Origin of the sequence: Pseudomonas rhodesiae (assembly GCF_007858255.1) — a bacterium.
Taxonomy (GTDB): domain Bacteria; phylum Pseudomonadota; class Gammaproteobacteria; order Pseudomonadales; family Pseudomonadaceae; genus Aquipseudomonas; species Aquipseudomonas rhodesiae.
In genome coordinates this window covers 182,979-201,609 of sequence record NZ_VFEU01000001.1, presented here as the reverse complement: position 1 = coordinate 201,609, position 18,631 = coordinate 182,979, and the positions used below count along the sequence as shown (strand labels likewise).

Below are 18,631 nucleotides of genomic sequence, written 5' to 3'. Positions count from 1 at the left end.
GCTTGCAGCTTGAAACTTCCCCATAAAAAAACCCGGCGTTCTGAGCCGGGTTTTTTTATGGGTCTACGGCTTAGCCGTTGAACACATCATCCACGCTTTGCAGCGGGTAGTGCTTCGGATACGGCAGGGTGGCCACACCGGTCTCGATCGCAGCCTTGGCTACGGCGTCGGAGATCACGGTGATCAGGCGTTTGTCCATTGGCTTCGGAATGATGTACTCACGACCGAATTCCAGCTTGGCGCCACCGTAGGCGTCGCAAACGTCCTGAGGGACTGGCAGTTTTGCCAGTTCACGCAGGGCGTTGGCGGCCGCTACTTTCATTTCTTCGTTGATGCGCTTGGCGCGAACGTCCAGGGCGCCACGGAAGATGAACGGGAAGCCCAACACGTTGTTGACCTGGTTCGGGTAGTCCGAACGGCCAGTGGCCATGATCACGTCGTTACGGGTGGCGTGAGCCAGTTCAGGCGCGATTTCAGGGTCCGGGTTGGAGCAGGCGAACACGATCGGGTTGGCCGCCATGGACTTGAGGCCTTCGGCGCTCAGCAGGTTCGGGCCGGACAGGCCGACGAACACGTCGGCACCGTTCAGGGCGTCAGCCAGGGTGCGCTTGGAGGACGGGTGGGCAAACATCGCCTTGTACTGGTTCAGATCGGTACGCTCGGACTGGATCACGCCCTTGCTGTCGACCATGTAGATGTTCTCCAGCTTGGCGCCCATGCTGACGATCAGCTTCATGCAAGAGATAGCCGCCGCGCCGGCGCCCAGGCAAACAATCTTGGCGTCAGCCAGGGTTTTGCCAGCGATTTCCAGGGCGTTGATCATGCCGGCCGCGGTTACGATCGCGGTGCCGTGCTGGTCATCGTGGAATACCGGAATGTCGCACTGCTCGATCAGGGCCTTTTCGATCTCGAAGCACTCAGGTGCCTTGATGTCTTCCAGGTTGATGCCACCGAAGGTGATGGAGATGCGTTTGACGGTGTCGATGAAAGCCTGCGGGCTCTCGGAATCGACTTCGATGTCGAACACGTCGATGCCGGCAAAGCGCTTGAACAGCACGCCTTTACCTTCCATGACTGGTTTGGACGCCAATGGGCCGAGGTTGCCCAGGCCGAGAATCGCGGTGCCATCGGAAATCACTGCAACCAGGTTGCCTTTGCCGGTGTACTTGTACGCCAGCTCGGGGTCGCGAGCGATTTCACGTACGGGCTCGGCCACGCCAGGGCTGTAGGCCAGCGACAGGTCGCGGGCGGTGGCGGTGGCTTTGGTGAGCTCTACACTCAGCTTTCCTGGACGAGGATGGGCATGATATTCGAGAGCGGCAGTTTTCAAATCAGACATATCGGCATTCCGCTTTTACTGTTGGTCGACGGACCGCCGAGGATACGCGTGTCGTAAAGCCCCTACAAGACTGGGCAGTCACCGGTGTCAAGGCCCCAAAGCGCCGTACTTTGGTCTAAGGCCACGGGATATAAGGGCTGGACTGTTCACAATCCTATAAAAAAATGTCTACAATTTTTTATTCGCGCTGCACTTTCAGCATGCTGGAATCGGTCAGCGGCATTAACCAGCGCGCTTGATGGTTTTTAAAGCCACCCCGCCGGGAGCGATCCTGTACCCAGCCACGGGCCTCGACGGTCTTGCCTTGCAGACCAGTGAGCAGGCGCGAGTCGAATTGTCGGGCCTGATCGGGTGCAATGCGTAATACCAATGAGCCCTGTAACTCGATCCAGACTCCGCCACGATTGCGTTCGATACTCCGGACTTGCCCGTTGATGACTGCGAACCCGGAACGTTTGATTTGCGCCACCGAGCGCACCGGCGATTGCCGCCACAGCCCCACTCGCGCTTTGCGCGCGCTGTTTTCGGCCGCCTGCTGACAGGCCACCAGATCGATATTCGGCGCGACGCCCACCTGAAACCCCAGCCCATCGGCGAGCAATTGCGCTTCCAGATTGCGGCCATTGGCGCCGTAGAGATGGGCCAGGGTTCGCCCATAGTGATCCTTGGCTTCGCGCCCCGGCACCAGGCCGACCCGCCCGTCACTGGCCTGCACCAAGGCTTGCAGGCGCTCGCGCGCGGCGACGGCGAACGGCTCGTCCGGCCGCCCCTTTTTACCGGTTTCCGGCGCATTGAGGCCGATCATGCGCACACTGCGGCCATCCTTGAGGCGTACGGTGTCGCCGTCCACCACGCGCTGCACTTCCACCTGGACCAAGGACGCCGGCGCCGGGCAAAACACCTCGGCCTGAACCGCCGACAGCCAAATCCCAGGCACAAAAAAGGCGCCCACAAGGGACGCCTTTTTCATCAGCATGGAAAAACCGCAGCGGCTTCCCAAGTTGATCGGCCTTAGGCCTTTTTGGCACCGAAAGCACCGAAACGGTCAGCAAAGCGCTGTACACGGCCGCCGGTGTCCAGAGTTTTCTGCTTACCGGTGTAGAACGGGTGGCACTCGTTGCATACGTCAGTACCCAGTGGCTTGCACAGGTTCGAACGGGTTTCGAACTTGTTGCCGCAGCTGCAGGTTACTTCGATGGTTTCGTACGCTGGATGGATATCGGCTTTCATGGTGACTTCCTCGGGCTAGCGTGCCGCCACTCGACACTATTGTCGAATACCGCACGTAATTAGGCCGCGGATTCTACCAGACCTTTGCAATCGCGCAAGCGGACCTTACCGTCAGCAAGCCCCTTTCATCAGAAAACCACGGCATACCCATTAACGCCCTCCTCTGCTAGGCTCGCGCCCCTGCGCCACCGCCTGCCTTTATATGAGACTCCCCGCGTGCCCGACGCCATTTTGCGCCTCGCCCTGCCTTCGCCCCTGCGCCGCCTGTTCGATTACCGGGCGCCGGCCGGCGTGTTGCGTGCGCAGTTGCAGCCGGGCATGCGGGTACGTGTGCCGTTCGGCCGGCGGGAAATGATCGGCATCTTGGTGGAAGTTGCCGACCACAGCGAAGTGCCCGCCGAGAAACTCAAGCCGGCCGTGGCGATCCTCGACGCCACGCCGCCGCTGCCACCGGCGCTGTTCAAGCTGTGCTTGTGGACCGCCCAGTATTACCAGCACAGCCTGGGCGACACCCTGAGTTGGGCGCTGCCGGTGTTGCTGCGTCAGGGCGAACTGGCCGAGGCGCGCCAGGAGCGTTTCTGGTCGACGGTGCCTGGCGCGCGCCTGGACGACCCACGCATCGCCCGCGCGCCGCGTCAGCGCGAAGCCTTGGCGACGCTGGCCCAACACCCCCATGGCGTAGCCCATCAGTTGCTGAGCAAGCTGATGTTGAGCAAGGACAGCCTCGACCTGCTGCTCGCCAAAGGCCTGGTGCAGGTGGAAATCCGCAAGCATGCCCCAGACCCTCGCCACGAACATTGGCTGGCCCAACCGGAACTGCCGCTGAACGCCGAGCAACGCGCCGCCTATGAAGCCATTCGTGCCGGCTTCGACAGTTTCCACGCATTCCTGCTGGCCGGGGTCACTGGTAGCGGCAAGACCGAAGTCTATTTGCAACTGATCCGCGAAACCCTGCAGGCCGGCAAACAAGCCCTGGTGTTGATCCCTGAGATCAACCTCGGCCCGCAAACCCTGGCGCGCTTCGAACAGCGCTTCAACGCGCGTATCGCCCTGGTGCATTCGGCGGTCAACGACCGCGAGCGCCTGGAGTCCTGGCTGGCAGCGCGGGACGGCGAGGCCGACATCATCATCGGCACACGTTCGGCGCTGTTCACGCCGATGAAAAACCCCGGGCTGATCATCATCGACGAGGAGCACGACGGCTCCTATAAGCAGCAGGAAGGCTTGCGCTATCACGCCCGCGACCTGGCACTGGTGCGCGCGCGCCAGGAAGACATTCCGATTGTGCTGGGCTCAGCCACACCATCCTTGGAGAGCTTGCACAACGCCTACACCGGCCGGTACGGGCTCCTACGCTTGAATGAGCGGGCCGGTGGCGCCAAGCAGCCACGCTTCCTGCGTCTGGACGTGAAAAGCCGTCCGCTGGACAGTGGTATTTCCGGGCCGATGCAACAAGCCATCGGCCAGACCCTTGCCGCCGGCCAGCAAGTGCTGGTGTTCCTCAACCGTCGTGGATTTGCCCCCACCCTGCTGTGCCATGACTGCGGCTGGATGTCCGAGTGCGAACGCTGCGACGCGCGTATGACCGTGCACCAGCGCTACGGCGAGTTGCGCTGCCATCACTGCGGCCATGTGGAGCGGGTGCCGCGCCACTGCCCGCAGTGTGGCAAGGTGGACCTGCGGCCGGTCGGCGCGGGCACCGAACGCGCCGAAGAGCGCCTGGGCATTCTGTTCCCGGATTACCCGGTGCTGCGGGTCGACCGCGATAGCACGTCGCGCAAGGACGCGATGAACCAACTGTTTGCCACCATCCAGAAGGGCCACCCGTGCATTCTGGTGGGCACCCAGATGCTTGCCAAAGGCCATCACTTCCCTCGGGTGACCCTGGTGTCGATCCTGGACGCCGACGGCGGCCTGTTCTCCGGTGATTTCCGCGCCAGCGAGCGCATGGCGCAGTTGATCGTGCAGGTCGCCGGCCGCGCGGGACGGGCCGAGGAGCCCGGGCGAGTGATTATCCAGACGCACCTGGCCGACCATCCGTTGCTGATCCAACTGACCGAGCAAGGCTATTTCGCCTTTGCCGAACAGGCCCTGAGCGAACGCCGTTCCGCCGGCCTGCCGCCGTTCGCACACTTGGCGCTGCTGCGCGCCGAGGCGCATAAACCGGGGCAGGCCGAAGGTTTTCTGGATGAAGCGTGCAGCGCCGCCGAACGTTTGCTCGGTGAGTTGGGTCTGACCGGCATCGAACTGCTTGGCCCGGTGCCCGCGCCCATGGAGCGCCGCGCTGGACGTTATCGGGCACAGCTGCTGCTGCAAGCCAGCGCGCGAGCCCCCTTGCATCGCCTGTTAAGTAGCTGGTTACTTGCGCTGGAGCAAATGCCGAGCGGTCGCCAGGTGAGATGGTCGCTGGACGTAGACCCGGTAGATTTGTATTAAGCCTGGCCACAGGTCCCGCGAAGGTTGGCAAGCCCGCCCCCGCCACGGATAATGCCCAGTTTTTCCACCTGCGCATCGCGCGCCGCCGCTTGCGGTCGAAAGAGAACACCATGAAAGACACCATTCGCCAGCTGATCCAACAAGCCCTCACCCAACTCGTCAACGAAGGTGTGTTGCCTGAAGGCCTGACGCCGGCGATTCAGGTGGAGAACACCCGTGACAAGACCCACGGCGACTTCGCCAGCAATATCGCGATGATGCTGGCCAAGCCGGCCGGCATGAAGCCGCGCGACCTGGCGGAAAAAATCATCGCCGCCCTGCCGGCCGACCCGCAGGTGAGCAAGGCCGAAATCGCCGGCCCGGGCTTTATCAATATTTTCCAGAACACCCAGGCCCTGGCCTCGCGCCTGGACGCCGCGCTGGCCGATGCCCGCATCGGCGTGCGCAAGGCCGGCGACAACCAGCGCGTGGTCATCGACCTGTCGGCGCCCAACCTGGCCAAAGAGATGCACGTCGGCCACTTGCGCTCGACCATCATTGGCGACGGCGTGGCACGGGTGCTGGAATTCCTCGGCGACACCGTGATCCGCCAGAACCACGTGGGCGACTGGGGCACCCAGTTCGGCATGCTGATGGCGTACCTGCAAGAAAACCCGATCACCAGCGATGAGCTGTCGGACCTGGAGAACTTCTACCGCGCCGCCAAGAAGCGCTTCGACGAATCCGAAGAGTTTGCCGACCGCGCCCGTGGCCTGGTGGTCAAGCTGCAGGCCGGCGACGAAGAATGCCTGGCGCTGTGGAACCGCTTCCGCGATATCTCCCTGGCCCACTGCCAGCAGATCTACACCCTGCTCAACGTCAAACTGACCATGGCCGACGTGATGGGCGAAAGCGCCTACAACGACGACCTGATCAATGTGGTCAACGACCTTAAGGCCAAGGGCCTGCTGGTGGAAAGCAACGGCGCGCAGTGCGTGTTCCTCGAAGAATTCAAGACCGCCGACGGCGAGCCGCTGCCGGTGATCATCGTCAAGGCCGATGGCGGCTATCTGTACGCCACCACCGACCTCGCGGCGGTACGCTACCGCAGTGGCGTGCTCAAGGCGGACCGTGCACTGTACTTCGTCGACCAGCGCCAGGCCCTGCACTTCCAGCAGGTGTTCGAAGTGGCGCGTCGCGCCGGTTTCGTCACCCACCCGATGCATATGGAACACATGGGCTTCGGCACCATGAACGGCGCCGACGGCCGCCCGTTCAAAACCCGCGACGGCGGCACCGTCAAGCTGATCGACCTGCTCAACGAAGCCCAGGACCGTGCCTATAACCTGGTGAAGGAAAAGAACCCGGAGCTGGCCGAAGCCGACTTGCGCAACATCGCCCGTGTGGTGGGGATCGGCGCGGTGAAATACGCCGACCTGTCCAAGCACCGCACCAGTGACTACAGCTTCAACTTCGAGCTGATGCTCAACTTCGAAGGCAATACGGCGCCGTACCTGCTGTACGCCTACACCCGCGTGGCCGGCGTGTTCCGCAAACTGGGCAAGGACTTCAGCCAAGTCGAAGGCCAGATCGTGCTGGACGCTCCCCATGAACAGGACCTGGCCGCCAAGCTGGCGCAATTCGGCGAAGTGCTGAACAGCGTCGGCGAAAAAGGCACGCCACATATCCTGTGCACCTATTTGTACGAAGTGGCCGGGTTGTTCTCCAGTTTCTACGAGAACTGCCCGATCCTCACCGCCGACGACGAAGCCCACAAGCAGAGTCGCCTGCGCCTCGCCGCACTGGCTGGACGGACCCTCAAGCAAGGCCTGGAACTGTTGGGCCTGGAAACTCTGGAGCGTATGTAAGTTGGCTGCCAAGAAAAAACCTGCACCCAAGCGCGGCGCCAGCCGCTACCAGGCCCCGGCGAAAAAGCCGATCCCGGGCTGGTTGTGGATGGCCATCGGCCTTACGGTCGGCGCCTTTATCGTGTTTCTGATGAAGCTGGACCCAGGCCAGGGCGACGACGTCAAACGGGTCAAACAAGAGCAGCAGAAAGCTTCGAAGATCGCTGAAGCCAACAAGACCACACCAAGCCCTACGGCGCCGGTGAAGCCGAAATACGACTTCTACACGCTGTTGCCGGAATCGGAAGTGATCGTGCCGCCTGACGCTGTGCCGGAGAAAACTCTGCCGACGCCGCAAGTGCCGACCACGCCGGTCACCCCGGCCGAAGCCGCCAAGATCGATACCGCACGAGCCCAGGCGGCACTGGCCGGCATCACCCCGCCGCCGGCACCGCCAGTGGCGGAAACCAAGGCCGCACCGGTGACCAAGTTCTTCCTGCAGGCAGGCTCGTTTCCCAAACAAGCGGACGCCGACCGCGTGCGTGCCCAGATCATCCTGCTGGGCCAGACGGTGACAGTGGAGTCCGGCACGGTGAAGGATGCCACCTGGTATCGCGTGTTGGTGGGGCCATTCAGCAACCGCGAACAGCTGACCGTGGCGCAGAAGCAATTGGCCGGGGCCGGGTTTAGCAACCTGTTGTTACAACAGCGCCAGAGCCGCTGATTTCGAAGACACACCAGCATGAATGTGGGAGGGGGCTTGCCCCCGATAGCAGTAGACCAGTCAATATTTTCGGTGACTGATACACCGCCATCGGGGGCAAGCCCCCTCCCACATTTGGTTTTGCAGCGCTCTGAAATGGGTGTCAGACCGATAAACACCACTCGTCCGCCATAAACCCCCATGGTTGAAATCCCCCCCGCCACCCCCATATGAGTTTCCATCAGGGCATTTTCGCCCCGCTGCGTGGAGACTCTCCCCTTGACCACCATCGTTTCAGTACGTCGCCACGGCAAAGTCGTCATGGGCGGCGACGGCCAGGTTTCCCTGGGTAATACCGTGATGAAAGGCAACGCGAAAAAAGTGCGTCGCCTGTACCACGGCCAGGTACTCGCCGGTTTCGCCGGTGCCACTGCCGATGCATTCACCCTCTTTGAACGTTTCGAAGGCCAACTGGAAAAACACCAGGGCCACCTCGTGCGTGCCGCCGTCGAGCTGGCCAAAGAATGGCGCACCGACCGCTCCCTCAGCCGCCTGGAAGCCATGCTGGCCGTCGCCAACAAAGACGCTTCCTTGATCATCACCGGCAATGGCGATGTGGTTGAGCCCGAACATGGCCTGATTGCCATGGGCTCCGGCGGCGGCTACGCCCAGGCCGCGGCCAGTGCGCTGCTGAAGAAAACCGACCTGTCAGCGCGGGAAATCGTCGAGACCGCCCTGGGTATCGCCGGCGATATCTGCGTGTTCACCAACCACAACCAGACCATTGAGGAGCAGGACCTCGCCGAGTAAGCCGCAGGCTTATTCGCGCTTGAGGGCCGCCACACATTATGTCCATGACTCCCCGTGAAATCGTCCATGAACTCAACCGCCATATCATCGGCCAGGACGATGCCAAACGCGCCGTTGCCATCGCGCTGCGTAACCGCTGGCGCCGCATGCAACTGCCAGAAGAACTGCGCGTTGAAGTAACGCCCAAGAACATCCTGATGATCGGCCCGACCGGCGTGGGTAAAACCGAAATCGCCCGGCGCCTGGCCAAACTGGCCAATGCCCCGTTCATCAAGGTCGAAGCCACCAAGTTCACCGAAGTGGGTTATGTAGGCCGTGACGTCGAGTCGATCATTCGCGATCTGGCCGACGCTGCGCTGAAGATGCTGCGCGAACAGGAAATGACCAAGGTCAGCCACCGCGCCGAAGACGCCGCCGAGGAACGTATCCTCGACGCCCTGCTGCCACCGGCGCGCATGGGCTTTAACGAAGACGCCGCACCGGCTTCGGATTCCAACACGCGCCAACTGTTCCGCAAGCGCCTGCGCGAAGGCCAGTTGGACGACAAGGAAATTGAAATCGAAGTGGCCGAAGTGTCCGGCGTCGACATCTCCGCGCCGCCTGGCATGGAAGAAATGACCAGCCAGTTGCAGAACCTGTTCGCCAACATGGGCAAGGGCAAGAAGAAAAGCCGCAAGCTCAAGGTCAAGGAAGCGCTCAAGCTGGTGCGCGACGAAGAAGCCGGGCGCCTGGTGAATGAGGAAGAACTCAAGGCCAAGGCCCTCGAAGCGGTCGAGCAGCACGGCATCGTGTTTATCGACGAGATCGACAAGGTGGCCAAGCGCGGTAACTCCGGCGGCGTCGATGTCTCCCGTGAAGGCGTGCAGCGCGACCTGCTGCCGCTGATCGAAGGCTGCACCGTCAACACCAAGCTGGGCATGGTCAAGACCGACCATATCCTGTTCATTGCTTCCGGTGCATTCCACCTGAGCAAGCCAAGCGATCTGGTGCCGGAGCTGCAGGGCCGTTTGCCGATTCGCGTGGAACTCAAGGCGCTGACACCGGGCGACTTCGAACGCATCCTCAGCGAGCCGCATGCCTCGCTCACCGAGCAATACCGTGAGCTGTTGAAAACCGAAGGGCTGGGTATCGAGTTCCAGGCGGACGGCATCAAGCGCCTGGCGGAAATCGCCTGGCAGGTCAACGAGAAGACCGAGAACATCGGTGCTCGTCGCCTGCATACACTGCTTGAACGCCTGCTTGAGGAAGTGTCCTTCAGCGCCGGCGACATGGCCGGTGCGCAGAATGGCGAAGCAATCAAGATCGATGCCGACTACGTCAACAGCCACTTGGGCGAATTGGCGCAGAACGAAGACTTGTCGCGGTACATTCTGTAAGCCGCAAGCTGTAAGCTACAAGCCGCACGTTGAGCACATTCAACTCGCGGCTTGTAGCTCGCAGCCCAAGGGGTCCCCAATGCCGAAATTCCCCACCGCTGTTAATTTGCACAAAACCTCCAACACCCTCGGCCTCACTTACGGGCCCGATGAGGTCTACCAGCTGCCCGCCGAGTTCCTGCGGGTGCACTCGCCTTCCGCCGAGGTCCAGGGCCACGGCAAACCCATCCTGCAATTCGGCAAGCTGAATGTTCGGCTGACCAAGATCGAGCCGGCCGGCCAGTACGCACTGAAATTGACCTTCGACGACGGTCATGACAGCGGGCTATTCACCTGGGACTACCTCTACCAACTGGCCGTGCGTCAGGAAACGTTGTGGGCCGACTACCTCGCCGAACTCAAGGCCGCCGGTAAAACCCGCGACCCGAGTGAGTCGGTCGTACGCCTGATGCTCTAAGTCAGGCGTCTTGCTCTTTAGAGAGCATTTTCTAATTTCATCTGCTTGAATGCCCTGTCGCGTGGCCAATGATTGGCCTGCTTGCGAAAAAAATTAAACTCGGGTAACCAATGGAACTGGCAAGTTCCCTGCATTTGACGATGCGGTATCAACGGTCACCCGAGTCGCAGTACCTGGCTTGTGTTGTGTATCGAAACTTGGTGCGCAGCGGTAGCCGGTACTCGTCTTTCGGACAATGGAGCGTCGTAGATGAGTAACAAGAACAACGATGACTTGAAACGCCAGGCCTCGGAGAACACCCTGGGGTTGAACCCGATCATCGCGTTACGCAAAAAGGATTTATTGGCCTCGGCGAAGATGGTGCTGACCCAAGCCATCAAGCAACCGTTGCACAGCGTCAAGCATGTCGCCCATTTCGGGGTGGAACTGAAAAACGTCATGTTCGGCAAATCGGCGCTGGCGCCGGAAAGCGATGACCGTCGCTTTCACGACCCGGCCTGGAGCCAGAACCCGCTCTACAAACGTTACCTGCAAACCTACCTGGCGTGGCGCAAGGAACTGCACGACTGGATCGGCGACAGCAACCTGTCGGAACAGGACATAAGCCGCGGCCACTTCGTGATCAATCTGATGACCGAAGCCATGGCCCCCACCAACAGCGCGGCCAACCCGGCGGCGGTCAAACGCTTCTTCGAAACCGGCGGCAAAAGCCTGCTCGATGGCCTGTCCCACCTGGCCAAGGACATGGTGCACAACGGCGGCATGCCGAGCCAGGTCAACATGGGCGCCTTTGAAGTGGGCAAGAGCCTGGGCACCTCCGAAGGCGCGGTGGTGTTTCGCAACGATGTGCTGGAGTTGATCCAGTACAAACCGATCACCGAACAAGTGCATGAACGCCCTCTGCTGGTGGTGCCGCCGCAGATCAACAAATTCTATGTATTCGACTTGAGCCCGGATAAAAGCCTGGCGCGTTTCTGCCTGCGCAACGGCCAGCAAACGTTCATCATCAGTTGGCGCAACCCGACCAAGGCCCAGCGCGAGTGGGGCCTGTCGACCTATATCGAGGCGCTCAAGGAAGCGGTCGATGTGGTCACCGCGATCACCGGCAGCAAAGACATCAATATGCTCGGCGCCTGCTCCGGTGGTATCACCTGCACGGCGCTGCTGGGCCATTACGCGGCGTTGGGCGAGAAGAAGGTCAACGCCCTGACCCTGATGGTGAGCGTGCTCGACACCACCCTCGACACCCAGGTGGCGCTGTTCGTCGACGAGCAGACGCTGGAAGCGGCCAAGCGCCACTCCTACCAGACCGGGGTATTGGAAGGTCGCGACATGGCCAAGGTGTTCGCCTGGATGCGTCCCAATGACCTGATCTGGAACTACTGGGTCAACAACTACCTGCTGGGCAACGAACCGCCGGTGTTCGACATCCTGTTCTGGAACAACGACACCACGCGTTTACCCGCGGCATTCCACGGCGACCTGATCGAACTGTTCAAGAACAACCCGCTGGTTCGCCCCAACGCTCTGGAAGTGTGCGGCACGCCGATCGACCTCAAGCAAGTGACCGCCGATATCTACGCCCTGGCCGGCACCAACGACCACATCACCCCCTGGCAGTCCTGCTACAAGTCGGCGCAGTTGTTTGGCGGCAACGTGGAATTCGTGTTGTCCAGCAGCGGGCATATCCAGAGCATCCTCAACCCGCCGGGCAACCCCAAGGCGCGCTACCAGACCAGCGACGGCCTGGCGAGCACCGCCCTGCAATGGCAGGAAAACGCCACCAAGCACACCGATTCCTGGTGGCTGCACTGGCAAGCGTGGCAGGCCGAGCGGGCGGGCAAGCTGAAGAAGGCGCCGACGGTATTAGGCAACAAGACGTACGCCGCAGCCGAAGCGGCGCCAGGTACCTATGTGCATGAACGCTAGCGGCAAGCTACAAGCCTCAAGCCGATTGAGTTCAGCTTAAGGCTTGTAGCTTGAAGCTGCCCCTCTAACCCTAAAGGGTTCCCCAATGCCGCAACCGTTCATCTTCCGTACCATCGATCTGGATGGCCAGACCATCCGCACGGCGGTACGTCCGGGCAAGCCTCACTTGACGCCGTTGCTGATCTTCAACGGCATCGGCGCCAACCTGGAGCTGGTGTTTCCGTTCGTGCAGGCTCTGGACCCGGACCTGGAGGTCATTGCTTTCGACGTACCGGGAGTGGGCGGTTCCTCAACGCCCAGCCGGCCGTACCGCTTCCCCGGTCTGGCCAAGCTCACCGCGCGCATGCTCGATTATCTGGACTACGGCCAGGTGAATGCCGTCGGCGTGTCCTGGGGCGGCGCGCTGGCGCAGCAGTTCGCCTATGACTACCCGGAGCGCTGCAAGAAGCTGATCCTGGCGGCGACGGCGGCGGGCGCGGTGATGGTGCCAGGCAAGCCGAAAGTGCTGTGGCTGATGGCGAGCCCGCGCCGCTATATCCAGCCGTCCCATGTGGTACGCATTGCACCGATGATCTACGGCGGCTCGTTCCGTCGCGATTCGAAGCTGGCCGCCGAACATGCCAGCAAAGTGCGTTCGGCCGGCAAGCTCGGCTACTACTGGCAGTTGTTCGCGGGGCTTGGCTGGACCAGCATCCATTGGCTGCACAAGATCCGCCAACCCACCCTGGTATTGGCCGGCGACGATGACCCACTGATCCCACTGGTCAATATGCGCATGCTCGCCTGGCGCATCCCCAACGCGCAGTTGCACATCATCGATGATGGCCACTTGTTTTTGATCACCCGGGCCGAAGCCGTGGCGCCGATCATCATGAAATTCCTGGAGGAGGAGCGCCTGCGCGCAGTGATTCACCCACGCCCCGCGGTGTAAGGACCACACCGCCGCGCAACTTGCCAGGAACCGACTATGGTTCTGAATTGGCGTGCCTGTTGATGGCTAGACGAAGGAGTGTTGGCTCATGCGAGAAAGACCCGTGACGAACCCGGCGCCCACCCCCGCCGCGTTCATCAATGCGCAAAATGCGATCACCGGCCTGAGGGGCCGCGACCTGCTGTCGACCCTGCGCAGCGTGGCCGCCCACGGTTTGCGTAACCCGGTGCATACCGCCCGTCACGCCCTGGCCCTGGGTGGGCAGCTGGGTCGCGTTCTGCTGGGCGAGACCGTGCATGAGCCCAACCCCCGCGACAGCCGTTTCGTCGACCCCACCTGGCAGCTCAACCCACTTTATCGGCGCAGCCTTCAGGCGTATCTGAGCTGGCAGAAACAGACCCGCCACTGGATCGACGACAGCACCCTGAGCGACGACGACCGGGCCCGGGCGCACTTTGCCTTGTCGCTGTTCAACGATGCGGTGTCGCCCTCCAACACCTTGCTCAACCCCTTGGCCGTCAAGGAGCTGCTCAACTCCGGGGGTAATAGCTTGGTGCGCGGGGTGAGCAACCTGTTCGACGATTTGCTGCACAACAATGGCCTGCCGCGCCAAGTGAGCAAACAGGCATTTGAAGTGGGTAAAACCTTGGCCACCACGCCCGGCTCGGTGGTGTTTCGCAACGAGCTGCTGGAGTTGATCCAGTACAAACCCATGAGCGAGAAACAGTACGCCAGGCCGCTGCTCGTGGTGCCGCCGCAAATCAACAAGTACTACATCTTCGACCTGAGCCCGGCCAACAGCTTCGTGCAATACGCGCTCAAAAACGGCCTGCAGACCTTTATGGTCAGTTGGCGCAACCCAGATGTGCGGCATCGCGAGTGGGGCCTGTCCACCTACGTGGCGGCGTTGGAAGAAGCGCTCAACGTGTGCCGAGCCATTACCGGCGCGCGGGAGGTCAACCTGATGGGCGCCTGCGCCGGCGGCCTGACCATCGCCGCGCTGCAAGGCCATCTGCAAGCCAAGCGCCAGTTGCGCCGCATCTCCAGCGCCAGCTACCTGGTGAGCCTGCTGGACAGCCAGATCGACAGCCCCGCCACCCTGTTCGCCGATGAGCAAACGTTGGAAGCGGCCAAACGTCGGTCCTACCAACAAGGTGTGCTGGACGGCCGCGACATGGCCAAGGTGTTTGCCTGGATGCGCCCCAACGACCTGATCTGGAACTACTGGATCAACAATTACCTGCTGGGCAAGGAACCGCCGGCGTTCGACATTCTGTATTGGAACAACGACAACACGCGCCTGCCCGCCGCCTTGCACGGCGACCTGCTGGATTTTTTCAAGCACAACCCACTGAGCCATCCCGGCGGCCTGGAGGTGTGCGGCACGCCGATCGACTTGCAAAAGGTCACGGTGGACAGCTTCAGCGTGGCCGGCATCAACGACCACATCACGCCGTGGGATGCGGTGTATCGCTCCACGCAACTGCTGGGTGGCGAGCGGCGCTTCGTACTGTCCAACAGCGGGCATATCCAGAGCATCCTCAACCCGCCTGGCAACCCCAAGGCCAATTACGTCGAGAATCCCAAGCTAAGCAGCGACCCCCGCGCCTGGTACTACGACGCCAACCATGTCGAAGGCAGTTGGTGGCCGCAGTGGCTGGCATGGATCCAGCAACGCTCGGGCGTGCAGCGCGAAACCCTGACCGCCCTGGGCAACCAGAATTACCCACCGATGGAAGCGGCGCCGGGCACCTATGTGCGGGTGCGCTGAGCTCAACGATCAGATTAAGAAGACTGGATGAAGACCCGCGACCGTATCCTTGAATGCGCCCTGCAGTTGTTCAACCACAAGGGCGAACCGAACGTGTCGACCATGGAGGTGGCCAATGAAATGGGGATCAGCCCCGGCAACCTCTACTACCACTTCCATGGCAAGGAACCCTTGGTGCTGGGGTTGTTCGAGCGCTTTCAGAATGAACTGGCGCCGTTGCTCGACCCACCGGCCGACGCGCAACTGGAGCCCCAGGACTACTGGCTGTTCCTGCACCTGATCATTGAGCGCATGGCCCACTACCGTTTTCTATTCCAGGACCTGTCAAACCTGGCTGGGCGCCTGCCCAAGCTGGCCAAGGGCATTCGCAACCTGCTTACGGCGCTCAAGCGCACCCTGGCGTCACTGCTGGCACGCTTGAAGGCGGCCGGGCAGTTGGTCAGCGATACTCAGGCGCTGGGGCAGTTGGTGGAACAGATCACCCTCACCCTGCTGTTTTCCCTGGATTACCAGCGCATTCTCGATCGCGAAGGCGAGGTGCGGGTGGTCGTTTACCAGATCATGATGCTGGTGGCGCCGCATTTGTTAGCGCCGGCGCGCCAGGCTACAGAGCGTCTGGCGTTGCGTTATCTGGACGATCCTATTTAACGCCGATCTGTGGAAGGTCAGCCCAGCGCGCCGAATTGCTGAGTGAACTTGAACAACTCACTGTCGTTCCTGATTCCCAACTTGCGATAAGCCGATTGTTTTTGCGTGCTGATGGTACTGGCGCTGCGCGAGAACTTGGCGGCAATCGAGTTCACCGACATGCCATCCAGAAAACAGCGCAGTACTTCCTGTTCTTTAGGGCTAAGACAGGCATTCAAGCGTAATGGCGATGCAAAATCCGTGGTGTTTTTTTGGCTGATGGCCTCCCACACCGATTGCGTGCCCTGCAATGCCGGCACCATGCACGGCTGCAAATAAATCCTTCCTTGGGCGACGGTTCGAATGGCGCTGATCAACTCGGTCAAGTTCTGGGTTTTACCGAGGATGCCCCAGCATCCGGCTTTCAACGACAGCGATACCGTCGCAGGCGTGTAGTGGGAACACACAATCAATGGTCGACACTGGCTGAAACGACGGTTCAGCGCCTGCAGCAGGCTGAGACCATCGATTTCCGCCGGTGCCAGAATGAAGTCCATCACCACGACATCCGCCGATTGTCGCGCAAGGGCGTCAAGCAGTTGCCGGCCCGTGGCAAAAGAACCGATCACCTTGATATCGGACGCTCCACTCAGGCCCAGCTCAATACCTTGCCGAACCATTTCGTGGTCATCCAACAACATGACGGTATACGCATGACTAGTTGAAGTAGGCATACAGACACCCGCATAAGTAACGCAACGGTCTACACAATCCACCCTTATTACCAGCCCGGTATAGCCCAGGCCTACACAGGGTTCAATATCGCCGCACAACGCATATCGATACGCCCTACAGAAGCCGCTGACGGACAGCGCTTACAGCAACTTTCAAAGCTCGAACAAGACTTGCAAAAAACCATAATTAAAACAGCACCGTTTCGAACTATCTCGAACTAAAAGTCGTGGCTTCGCTATAGAACGCATTAACTTTTAGATACAAATTATTCACATCCACCGAGGCCCCTTATCGATCAATCACCCCTGGAAATACCATGAACGTCAATATTCTCTCCCCCGTCGCAGCCCTACTGGCCTTGGCCGCCGCACTCCCCCACGCTGCGTTCGCCGTCGACGGCGTGATCAATTTCAGCGGGCTGGTCACCGATGTGACCTGCACGGTCGAAGGTGCGGCGCCGGGCAGTGGCGCGGTGGTCAAAGACGTCAACCTGGGTGGCGTCTCGGCAGCGCGCCTGGCCACCGCTGGCAGCCGCGCCAACCTGACCGGTTTTACCATTCGCATTGGCGCGCCCGGAGAAGGCAGTTGCACCAACGGGCGCATCGCCATGGTCGCGTTCGACCCAACCAGCCCCGCCATCGACGTGGCTACCGGACGCCTGAACATCGATGGTCATGACGACCCGGCCGACACCACCAACGCCAAGAATGTGCAGGTCGAAGTCACCAGCCGTAGCGGCTCGCCGATCAATGTCTACAGCGAAAAATCTGAGAGCGTGGTGATCGCCGATAACCAGGCAATCATCCCCCTGGCGGCACAACTGTATGCGAGCGGACCGGCCACCGAGGGCAAGGTCAACACGCGGGTCGGCTTTATGATCGAGTACGCCGAGTAACGCCATGAGCAGCCAAACCCAACGGGTGCTGGTCACCTGGGCCTTCAGCCTGTTGTCGTGGTGGACGTCAGCCGGCGAGGCCGGCGTGATCATCCACGGCACGCGAGTGGTCTACCCGGCTGAACAGCAGGAAGTAGTCGTGCGTCTGGAGAATCGTGGCAACCGCCCGGCGCTGGTGCAAACCTGGCTGGACAGCGGTGATCGACACTCGACGCCGGCCACCGCACTCACGCCGATCAGCGTGTCGCCGCCTATCTTCCGCATCGAGCCGGGCCAGCAACAGGCCCTGCGCCTGCGCTATACCGGCGAGCCGCTGACCGAAGCGCGTGAACGGTTGTTCTGGCTGAATGTGCTTGAAGTGCCGCCGCGTGCCGTGGATGCCGCGCAGAACAATCAGATCCAACTGTCGTTCCGCACCCGCCTGCGGGTATTCCTGCGCCCACCGGCTCTGCCCTATCCAGTGGAGCGCGCGGCCTCAAAACTGCAATGGACGCTGGTCCCCCATGAACGTGGGTTTGCCCTGCAAGTCACCAACCCGACGCCGTATCACGTATCGCTCGGCCCGGTGATGTTGCTCAGCGCCGGCAAGCGCTTCAGCAAGGCACCGAGCCAAGCGGCCGACGACAGCCTGCTGCTGCCCGCCGGCGACGTAAAACGCTTTGTGCTGCCGACCCTGCAGCAGCGTCCGCACGGCGCCGCTCAGGTCGAGTTCACCAGCATCAGCGACTTCGGCGCCCGCGTGCGCCATGTGGCGGGCCTCAGCCACACGTCTGGTGGATGACCGCCCATGTCCACTCTTTCGATTCGACACACCCTGGCAGCCCTGTGCGCCATGGTCGTCGCGCTATCGGCGCAGGCGAGCGTGGTGATCAGCAGCACACGGATCATCTATCCGCAGCCCCACAAGGAAGTCACCGTCAGGCTTGAAAGCAGGAACCAAGTACCGGTGCTGATCCAGACCTGGCTCGACAACGGCGACGAACATTCGACGCCAGAACTGGCCGACATACCGTTCGTGGTCACACCGCCGATCTTTCGCATGGAGCCGGGTAAACAGCAGGTCGTACGCGTGGCTTACACCGGCGAAGGGTTGCCGCCAGCGCAGGAGAGCCTGTTTTGGTTCAACGTGCTGGAGGTGCCGGCGCAGGCGCGAGGCGTCCAGCCCAGTAACCAGCTGCAACTGGCGTTTCGCACACGGATCAAGCTGATCCTGCGTCCCCCGGGCCTGCCCCACGGTGCCGAGGCCGCGCCCGCCAAGTTGCAGTGGCGCCGCGTGTCGAGCGCCTACGGCGAGGCGGTGGAAGTGTTCAACCCGACCCCTTACCTGGTGACCTTCGAGCGTGTCGAGGTGCAGGTCGCCGGGCAACGCCATGGGCGCCAAGCCGCTGCCTCCGGGGCCGGCAATATGGTGATGCCCGGCGCTCGCACCCGCTTCGATCTGCCCGACCTCAAAGCGCCGCCTGGAGCTACGGCCAGCGTGGAATTCCAGACGCTGGACGATTTCGGGGTGAAGGTCCTCCACAACGCCAAGGTCGCCCCATGACCCTCCCTATGCCGGGAGCCGAG

Annotated in this window: 17 protein-coding genes; 13 read left to right on the top strand and 4 right to left on the bottom strand. The window is 61.5% G+C overall.

What is annotated here, in order from left to right; all coding sequences use genetic code 11:
- Nucleotides 1-70 precede the first annotated feature (70 nt).
- The 3 genes from FIV35_RS00870 to rpmE all read right to left on the bottom strand — a co-directional run bounded on the left by FIV35_RS00870 (nucleotide 71) and on the right by rpmE (nucleotide 2,569).
- Entirely contained in the window at nucleotides 71-1,339 is a 1,269-nt protein-coding gene (locus tag FIV35_RS00870) for a malic enzyme-like NAD(P)-binding protein (RefSeq protein WP_034095507.1), read from the bottom strand.
- A 178-nt stretch (nucleotides 1,340-1,517) separates the two neighbouring features.
- Complete coding sequence (locus FIV35_RS00865) at nucleotides 1,518-2,315, bottom strand: thermonuclease family protein (RefSeq protein WP_034136579.1); 798 nt, start codon at nucleotides 2,313-2,315, stop codon at nucleotides 1,518-1,520.
- Between the two features lie 35 nt (nucleotides 2,316-2,350).
- Entirely contained in the window at nucleotides 2,351-2,569 is a 219-nt protein-coding gene (gene rpmE, locus FIV35_RS00860; protein ID WP_010213765.1) for a 50S ribosomal protein L31, read from the bottom strand.
- 216 nt (nucleotides 2,570-2,785) lie between these two features.
- Here rpmE and FIV35_RS00855 point away from each other — a divergent pair, with 216 nt between their 5' ends.
- The 10 genes from FIV35_RS00855 (at nucleotide 2,786) to FIV35_RS00810 (ending at nucleotide 15,456) form a co-directional block, all read left to right on the top strand.
- Nucleotides 2,786-5,005 carry a primosomal protein N' gene (locus tag FIV35_RS00855; protein ID WP_034136578.1) on the top strand — a complete coding sequence of 740 codons (2,220 nt, stop codon included), beginning with the start codon at nucleotides 2,786-2,788 and terminating at the stop codon, nucleotides 5,003-5,005.
- A gap of 110 nt (nucleotides 5,006-5,115) precedes the next feature.
- On the top strand, nucleotides 5,116-6,852 hold the full coding sequence (gene argS / locus FIV35_RS00850; RefSeq protein ID WP_034136577.1) for an arginine--tRNA ligase: 1,737 nt from the start codon (nucleotides 5,116-5,118) through the stop codon (nucleotides 6,850-6,852).
- Between the two features lies 1 nt (nucleotide 6,853).
- Entirely contained in the window at nucleotides 6,854-7,555 is a 702-nt protein-coding gene (locus tag FIV35_RS00845) for an SPOR domain-containing protein (protein WP_034136576.1), read from the top strand.
- Between the two features lie 258 nt (nucleotides 7,556-7,813).
- Nucleotides 7,814-8,344: an ATP-dependent protease subunit HslV gene (gene hslV, locus FIV35_RS00840; protein ID WP_003171209.1), complete on the top strand. Its 531-nt coding sequence runs from the start codon at nucleotides 7,814-7,816 to the stop codon at nucleotides 8,342-8,344.
- Between the two features lie 38 nt (nucleotides 8,345-8,382).
- Nucleotides 8,383-9,720: an ATP-dependent protease ATPase subunit HslU gene (hslU, locus tag FIV35_RS00835; protein ID WP_034136575.1), complete on the top strand. Its 1,338-nt coding sequence runs from the start codon at nucleotides 8,383-8,385 to the stop codon at nucleotides 9,718-9,720.
- Between the two features lie 79 nt (nucleotides 9,721-9,799).
- On the top strand, nucleotides 9,800-10,177 hold the full coding sequence (locus FIV35_RS00830) for a gamma-butyrobetaine hydroxylase family protein (protein ID WP_034095501.1): 378 nt from the start codon (nucleotides 9,800-9,802) through the stop codon (nucleotides 10,175-10,177).
- 249 nt (nucleotides 10,178-10,426) lie between these two features.
- Nucleotides 10,427-12,106 carry a class II poly(R)-hydroxyalkanoic acid synthase gene (gene phaC / locus FIV35_RS00825; protein WP_034136574.1) on the top strand — a complete coding sequence of 560 codons (1,680 nt, stop codon included), beginning with the start codon at nucleotides 10,427-10,429 and terminating at the stop codon, nucleotides 12,104-12,106.
- An 85-nt stretch (nucleotides 12,107-12,191) separates the two neighbouring features.
- Nucleotides 12,192-13,037, top strand: coding sequence for a poly(3-hydroxyalkanoate) depolymerase (gene phaZ / locus FIV35_RS00820; protein WP_034136573.1), 846 nt, complete (start codon nucleotides 12,192-12,194; stop codon nucleotides 13,035-13,037).
- A gap of 88 nt (nucleotides 13,038-13,125) precedes the next feature.
- Nucleotides 13,126-14,808, top strand: coding sequence for a class II poly(R)-hydroxyalkanoic acid synthase (gene phaC / locus FIV35_RS00815; RefSeq protein WP_034136572.1), 1,683 nt, complete (start codon nucleotides 13,126-13,128; stop codon nucleotides 14,806-14,808).
- A gap of 27 nt (nucleotides 14,809-14,835) precedes the next feature.
- Complete coding sequence (locus tag FIV35_RS00810; RefSeq protein WP_034136571.1) at nucleotides 14,836-15,456, top strand: TetR/AcrR family transcriptional regulator; 621 nt, start codon at nucleotides 14,836-14,838, stop codon at nucleotides 15,454-15,456.
- Nucleotides 15,457-15,473: 17 nt separating this feature from the next.
- On the opposite strand, the gene FIV35_RS00805 is transcribed toward FIV35_RS00810, so the two are convergent.
- Nucleotides 15,474-16,136, bottom strand: coding sequence for a response regulator (locus FIV35_RS00805; RefSeq protein WP_034136570.1), 663 nt, complete (start codon nucleotides 16,134-16,136; stop codon nucleotides 15,474-15,476).
- A gap of 350 nt (nucleotides 16,137-16,486) precedes the next feature.
- On the opposite strand from FIV35_RS00805, the gene FIV35_RS00800 reads away from it, so the two are divergent.
- The 3 genes from FIV35_RS00800 to FIV35_RS00790 are packed head-to-tail and all read left to right on the top strand — an operon-like array spanning nucleotide 16,487 to nucleotide 18,608.
- Nucleotides 16,487-17,065, top strand: coding sequence for a fimbrial protein (locus FIV35_RS00800; protein WP_034111416.1), 579 nt, complete (start codon nucleotides 16,487-16,489; stop codon nucleotides 17,063-17,065).
- Between the two features lie 4 nt (nucleotides 17,066-17,069).
- The gene (locus FIV35_RS00795) at nucleotides 17,070-17,846 is read left to right on the top strand and encodes a fimbrial biogenesis chaperone (RefSeq protein WP_034136569.1); all 777 of its coding nucleotides are present in this window, start codon (nucleotides 17,070-17,072) and stop codon (nucleotides 17,844-17,846) included.
- Between the two features lie 6 nt (nucleotides 17,847-17,852).
- A complete protein-coding gene (locus FIV35_RS00790; protein ID WP_034136568.1) occupies nucleotides 17,853-18,608 on the top strand; it encodes a fimbrial biogenesis chaperone in 756 nt (251 codons plus the stop codon).
- Nucleotides 18,609-18,631: the final 23 nt, after the last annotated feature.

Bases quoted from the DNA above. Each gene is read 5' to 3' on its own strand.
- FIV35_RS00800 (WP_034111416.1), top strand. From the start codon at position 16,487: ATGAACGTCAATATTCTCTCCCCCGTCGCAGCCCTACTGGCCTTGGCC.
- FIV35_RS00870 (WP_034095507.1), bottom strand. From the start codon at position 1,339: ATGTCTGATTTGAAAACTGCCGCTCTCGAATATCATGCCCATCCTCGT.
- FIV35_RS00795 (WP_034136569.1), top strand. From the start codon at position 17,070: ATGAGCAGCCAAACCCAACGGGTGCTGGTCACCTGGGCCTTCAGCCTG.
- FIV35_RS00805 (WP_034136570.1), bottom strand. From the start codon at position 16,136: ATGTTGTTGGATGACCACGAAATGGTTCGGCAAGGTATTGAGCTGGGC.
- FIV35_RS00810 (WP_034136571.1), top strand. From the start codon at position 14,836: ATGAAGACCCGCGACCGTATCCTTGAATGCGCCCTGCAGTTGTTCAAC.
- argS (WP_034136577.1), top strand. From the start codon at position 5,116: ATGAAAGACACCATTCGCCAGCTGATCCAACAAGCCCTCACCCAACTC.
- phaC (WP_034136574.1), top strand. From the start codon at position 10,427: ATGAGTAACAAGAACAACGATGACTTGAAACGCCAGGCCTCGGAGAAC.
- phaC (WP_034136572.1), top strand. From the start codon at position 13,126: ATGCGAGAAAGACCCGTGACGAACCCGGCGCCCACCCCCGCCGCGTTC.
- phaZ (WP_034136573.1), top strand. From the start codon at position 12,192: ATGCCGCAACCGTTCATCTTCCGTACCATCGATCTGGATGGCCAGACC.
- rpmE (WP_010213765.1), bottom strand. From the start codon at position 2,569: ATGAAAGCCGATATCCATCCAGCGTACGAAACCATCGAAGTAACCTGC.
- FIV35_RS00790 (WP_034136568.1), top strand. From the start codon at position 17,853: ATGTCCACTCTTTCGATTCGACACACCCTGGCAGCCCTGTGCGCCATG.
- hslU (WP_034136575.1), top strand. From the start codon at position 8,383: ATGTCCATGACTCCCCGTGAAATCGTCCATGAACTCAACCGCCATATC.
- FIV35_RS00830 (WP_034095501.1), top strand. From the start codon at position 9,800: ATGCCGAAATTCCCCACCGCTGTTAATTTGCACAAAACCTCCAACACC.
- FIV35_RS00865 (WP_034136579.1), bottom strand. From the start codon at position 2,315: ATGCTGATGAAAAAGGCGTCCCTTGTGGGCGCCTTTTTTGTGCCTGGG.